At 48.3% G+C, this 5,873-nt stretch carries 4 protein-coding genes; all 4 read right to left on the bottom strand.

The annotated features are described in order from the left end of the window. Window positions 1-379 (bottom strand): hypothetical protein (locus tag AC1WIP_RS10240; RefSeq protein ID WP_481141734.1); only part of this gene is annotated, 379 nt, incomplete at its 3' end. Between the two features lie 21 nt (window positions 380-400). Further along, window positions 401-3,901, bottom strand: a complete 3,501-nt coding sequence (locus AC1WIP_RS10235) for a DUF5702 domain-containing protein (RefSeq protein WP_481141733.1) — start codon at window positions 3,899-3,901, stop codon at window positions 401-403. Window positions 3,902-4,523: 622 nt separating this feature from the next. After that, window positions 4,524-4,919: a bacteriohemerythrin gene (locus AC1WIP_RS10230; RefSeq protein WP_481141732.1), complete on the bottom strand. Its 396-nt coding sequence runs from the start codon at window positions 4,917-4,919 to the stop codon at window positions 4,524-4,526. A 77-nt stretch (window positions 4,920-4,996) separates the two neighbouring features. After that, window positions 4,997-5,873 (bottom strand): zinc-binding metallopeptidase family protein (locus tag AC1WIP_RS10225; RefSeq protein ID WP_481141731.1); only part of this gene is annotated, 877 nt, incomplete at its 5' end.

The raw sequence follows: 5,873 nt of genomic DNA, 5'->3' as shown, positions 1-5,873 counted from the left end.
GGCTCATGTCGATCAATTCCTGCTCCTCCTCTGCTCCCACATCCCCGGAATACTGGGTCACAAAAATTTGTTCGCATCTTACGCTGTCAAAGCCGCTGCCATAGGCCTCTTTGGCAATATGTCCATATCCTATTGTACGGTTTTCTCCATCCGGCAGTCTCAAAGAATATCCAAAGTGGTTTTCTGCGTACAGGTAATCCAATCCCTCCGGGTAATCCGCTTCCTCTTCTGCCTCCACGGAAGCTTGCACATCTGTCTCCGCCGTTACAGCGTTTCCTCCCTGTACAGCCGAGGCCTGCCCTTCCTCCGTTCCCTGGCAGGCGCTTAAGCTCCCAGCCAACAGCATCATTCCCAGTAACAATAATCCTTTTTTCTTCATTTTTTTCTCCCTTATTCTTTTTTAATATCCTGCAATCGTATGGTAATCATACGAGAGATATTCCAGATTCTCTCCCAGCCACCCTTCAAACCAATCCTGGGAAATCAATAACGGCTTCACCTGAATCCTGGCATTGATCTCCAAATAGGTATTTGCCTCTGCCATGCGGAAGTTCCCCTTCTTAGGGTGTTCTACCTCATAGGCATTCAGACCTTCATTCACATTGATCTGGATCACATCCCCGATCCGGGTTACCGCCATATCGGACTCGTCGCTTAACAGCTTGATAATAAGAAATACTCTTAAATAGTCCTCATAGCCCATGTTAAAGGCGCTGCTAAGTGCTGAGGAGGAGGTTTTCCCCACTCCCTTTGCCCGGTTTCCTACGGAGGACGAGGGGAAATAGGTGTCCAGCTTGCTGTTAATGGCCTCCGAAATCTTTTCCGTGGCATTGTCTACCTGGGACCCCAAGGCCTCGGTGACAGTGCCTTGCAGATCAGCTGCAATTTCTCCTGCAACCGATGAAACCGTTGCCTTGATCTCCTCATCCACTGCAACAATAGCTTCCTCCGTAGATTTGGACACCTGCCTCATAAAATCCGTATAGTTTTGTGCCAGCGCCTCCTTGTCCAAATCTATCCGTTTAAGCTCTGTCTCCAATTCCTCAAAACGCAGATCAATACTTCCTCCATCTGCAAGCATCCCTCTAAGCTGCCCCATCACATCATTTTGCAAAAGTTCCGCCGCCGCTCCCTCCATGCCGCTTTCAGCCAGATACGCCAACACACTCTCCTCACACCGAGACAATAGCTCCTGCCTGCTGTATTCCGTCCCCTTTGTAAGCATCTCCTGATAGTACATTTCCAGAGAAGTGTTAAAACACTGGGTCACCGCATCTACACTACCGTTTACCGCATTATCAACTACTTGGGTCATATTATCTCCTATGCTCGCAGTAATGCTTATTGCATTTTCCGTCGTATAATCCAATGCTTCCTGAATGGATGTGTTTAGTTTAGTAACCACCTCTTCCCCGGCATTCTTCACCTCCTCCGCCACGTAATCCTTGGCCAGGTCCACCATTCCGCCCAAACTAAATTTCCAGGTCTCATCGCTCTTGACCAACTCCACCTTTTTCCCATCCATAATCCGCTCCAGATCATAGTTGGATTCCGCAAGCGCCAGGCAGAGCTTCATCACCGTCTGGGCCACCTGGTAGGGAAACATGCCCCCGGTGGCGGCCTGAATGGACATGGCCGGAGGCAGCGTCTGGTAGTCGATCTCACTGTCCGTCAGGGCATATACCATGTTAAACATCAGGCGGATGGCAAAGATATTGGCCTTGGCCTGATTTACATTGATTTCCGGCCCCGCCCCTTCCTTTACCGTAAACCAGAGAAACTTTGTTTCGTTCTGACCCTTGCTTCCGTAAAGGATATACTCAATCTCGCAGCCGAACATGGCGTTGTTTTCCGCATTGATCTCCACATTGCTGTAGGTCTGGCGGGGATAATCCTTGCTTCCTTCAGGGAAGTTGTCCGTCCCCTCCGTATAGGCCACCCAGTCCATATAGGAGGAAAAATCATTCAGCACATATTCCGTCACCAGCAGAGAATCCACTGCGTTTTCCGGATTCAGATTGCCCAGAGCCTGAAAAATTTGCTGAAAGGTACTGGCCGCATTGTTGAAAAAGCCAAACAGGCCGCCATCGTCCTCTTTGCCGATGGCCCCCTCTCCGCTTGTGCCTTCGGAGGGAACCTCTGTAAAGAGGCCCATATCATAAGAAAAGGTTGTGCTGTTTACATTGTCCTCCTCTGTGCTGTCCTGGGCCTGCTCCTGAAAATCCTTGATGCTGTCCTCCGTAGGCTGTGAGGGATCAACGTCAGCGGAGGCACTGAATACGGTGATGAGATAAAAATAAAACGCAGGAATGTTATAAAGATTGCCGTCCGCAGTGGTCACTCCCTTTTCTCCCACCTTTTTCAAATAGCAGGGGCTTGTGGGGTTATATTTATTGTATAAATTCCCCGGATCGCTGCATACGTTAAACAGCACGCTTGGGGCAAACTGATTTTCATAGGCTGTATCAAACGCAGCGGCCTCCCGGCCCAGATAGCTTGTCTCCGGATCGGCTTCGCTGTAAGCGTTGAGGGTCCCGCTTCCTCTGTAGGCCTTTGTCAGCTGTTCCAGAAGACGCTCTGTTTTGTCCACGGTCATCACCTTGTAATAGGATTCCTTTACAAGGCTTACGCCTGAGAGCTTTATGGATTCTATGGCTTTGAGGACGCCCACAGGATTTCCTTCGCTTGACATATAGTTGATTCCCGCCTGAATCTGTTCAGTGATTTCTTTCAGATCCTCAGTATTAAACTGATTTGCAATCTCTTCGATGGAAGCCTGCATGGAGGCGGAAAACTCATCCTGTCCGGCACTCTCCAGATAATTATCCTGATAGTTTCTAATTTTCCTCTCTGCGGCTACTGTAGCTTCTTGGAGCTTCTCCATCTGAGCTTGGACATCGTTTATGGAATCTATGGCATTTTCCGCCAGTGTCCCGCTGTGGGAATCCAGCCAGTTAAAGGAAAAATGCCATCCGTCGGTGAGCTCTGAGGCGCTTTCTGCCACCGGGCACAGAAGGTTGTTCAGCCTGCACAGGGTTTCCCGCAGCAGTTTGTCATATTTCTTATAATTATTTTCATAGGTTTCCATAGCGGAAGCGTACTTTGCGCTGGTATCGCTGAATGCCTTGATTCTTCCTGTCAGGGACTCCCGCAGAGCATCCTTGGCGCCCTCAAATTCCTCTTTCTTTTCGTTGTCATAGCCGCTTTTCTGGGAGGCGATCTGGGATTGCACCGCCTCGTTATAGGCTTCCTCCGTCTCATAGTCCGCCGGGTCGATGTCTGAGGTGTCATATACGCTGTCGGGATATTCGTAGGGCTCCATGGCGGCCTGGTCAATGGCCAGAATGCAGGACTTCATCTCCCGCAGCTTTTCTCCGAAGGCTTCATACTCCCCTATGGCCGCTTCCAGCCTTTTAGGATTGGTGCCGGACGCCGTATTCCAGGGGTTTTCCATGGTCATTTCAGAATACGCCCCATATTGCGCCACTTTATTCTTATGCTTCTGCAGGGTTCCTGCCTCTATGGTTTTGGCGCTTCCCTCCGCCTCGCCAAAATGCTCCTCTATTTCGTCCAGCTTTTTGTTCCTTCCCCAGGAGCTGGCAGAAATACTCTTCCTTTGGCCATTTGCCACCTGGAACAATTCCCCGTTGCCATCAATATAAACCACCCCGTCATAAGCGCATTCGTATTCTCCCGCATTGATGCTTCTGCAGGTCAGAAATCCGGGGGCCTCCACATTGAAGAGAATAGAATGGCACAGCTTCATCGCCCCTTCCACATCGTCAAAGCTGAATTCGTCTGCTGCCGCCTTGTCCAATGCTTTTTGAAACTTAAAGGCTCCCAGGGTATCCAGACTGCTCAGCGCCGCATTGACGGGAGCCCGGTACTTGGCATATTCCACGATATAAACACCTTTTCTCCCTTTCCTTCCTGTTATAAAAGCGGCTGCAACAAAATACAGTCTGCTCCTCCGCTCAGCGAACAGACTCCGCACATTATAAAAAATCGATTTTCTGGAATTTGCAAACAATAGACTCCCGCCCAGCTCTTTAAAAGCTTTACTTGATAATAGATATGCAGAAGAAATAGACTCAAATACCAGAACACGTCCGCCTTGTGTATCCTGAAAGCCGATAAAACAAAAGCGGCATCTATCGTTCTGGTACATATTTACAGATTACTGATCAGGTTCTTTACACATTTCTTTTATTCCTGTCAGCAGTTCTCTGATCTATAGTCCCCCTACACAATCACTTGATATTATATTTATAAATATTCAATTTTGCTTCTACACAATTTCCTTTATTTTAACTTTCTATTACATTTTCGTCAACAGCAAAATTAGAAATATGTAAAAATTTGTCAATGAATGAGCTTTCATTTTAGGCAGGTTATAAAGACATGGCGTAAAATTCACTTTGGCTGAAATAAAAAAACGTCCTGTTCCGGCAAAGCGGAAAAGCCGCCGCCGAAACAGGACATTTTTTTCATACGCGCCTGGCAATACGCGTTTTCGCCTCTGCTTACTTTCCGATGAGTCCGTCCACATTAAGGATGTGATTGATCAGCCAGTCTGTAAGAAAATTCAATATATTCATAATCTGCTCATCCTGATCCTCCGCATCCTGCATGTGCTCCAGGTCGAATTCATCCAGCTTTTCAATGAAAGCCTGGTGCTGTACCTTCTGCGTAAAAAGCCTCTTGTAATGGATGGACTCCATATAGGCCTCCTCATCGGCAAAATGCTTTTTCGTATATTCCCTGAGCTTTTCAAGAATATCGGAAATATTATCATATTTATCCGGCGTAAATTCCTGATGGAGCAGCTCATAGGCCTCGTTGGCATAGGCAAATATCTGCTTGTGCTCCTCGTCGATCAAGTCAATTCCAATAAAGTATTCCGGTTTCATTTCATACATAATACCATCCTCCTGCTTTCTTCATTCTTCTTTTTTATTCAGCTTCCCTTTTATTCCTTCCCCTGTCCTTTATTTTTCTATTCCTGCCAAAACTGCTTCAGAGCCTTTACCGCATATTCCGTATCCCGCACTCCTGCCGTTTCCACTGCAGAGTGCATGGCAAGCTGGGGCAGTCCGATATCCACGCAGGATAAGGACACATGAGCCTCAGACAGATTTCCCAGGGTAGAGCCGCCCAGTATATCGGAGCGGTTTGCATAGGTCTGCCAGGGAACCTTTGCCTGCCTGCAGATATGCTTCATTTTTGCGGCAGATACCGCATCTGTGGCATATTTTTGGCCTCCGTGATATTTGATCACAATCCCGCCGTTTAAATAGGGGCGGCTGGTAGGGTCAGAGAGCTCCGGATGATTGGGGTGAACTCCATGGGCGTTATCCGCCGAAATGAAAAAGCTTCCGGCGATCATGGAAAGAAGCCCTTCCCTTCCCAGGCCAAGCCCCTTTGCAACACGAAACAGCGTATCCTCCAAAAAGGTGGAATCCGCCCCCTGCTTTGTGCCGCTGCCTATCTCCTCGTTGTCAAACATCACACACAGATTAATATAATTTTTCGGCCTGCTCTCCAAAAAAGCCCTCAGAGAAGCGTACACGCACTGCAGGTCGTCCAGTCTGGGAGAAAGCACAAATTCCTCCTCTGCCCCAAGGATTTTCCCCTTTTCCCTGACGTAAAGAAAGATATCCTGTCCCAGGATTTCCTCCTCTCTTACCTGTGCAGCCCTGGCCAGCTCTTTCCGCAAAAGCCCCTTTCCACCGTCCCTGCCTCCCTCTGCAAACAGGGGCAGCATATCCTTCTGGGGATTGTATTCCACCCCTTTGTTTATCTCCCGGTTTAAGTGAATGGCCACACTGGGAATTACGAAAAGGTCTCTGTCAATGTTCACCAGCCTGGTGGAC

The organism is Acetatifactor sp., assembly GCF_982438285.1.
The sequence above is the reverse complement of the archived record's forward strand: the minus strand, read 5'-3'. Positions and strand labels throughout refer to the sequence as shown.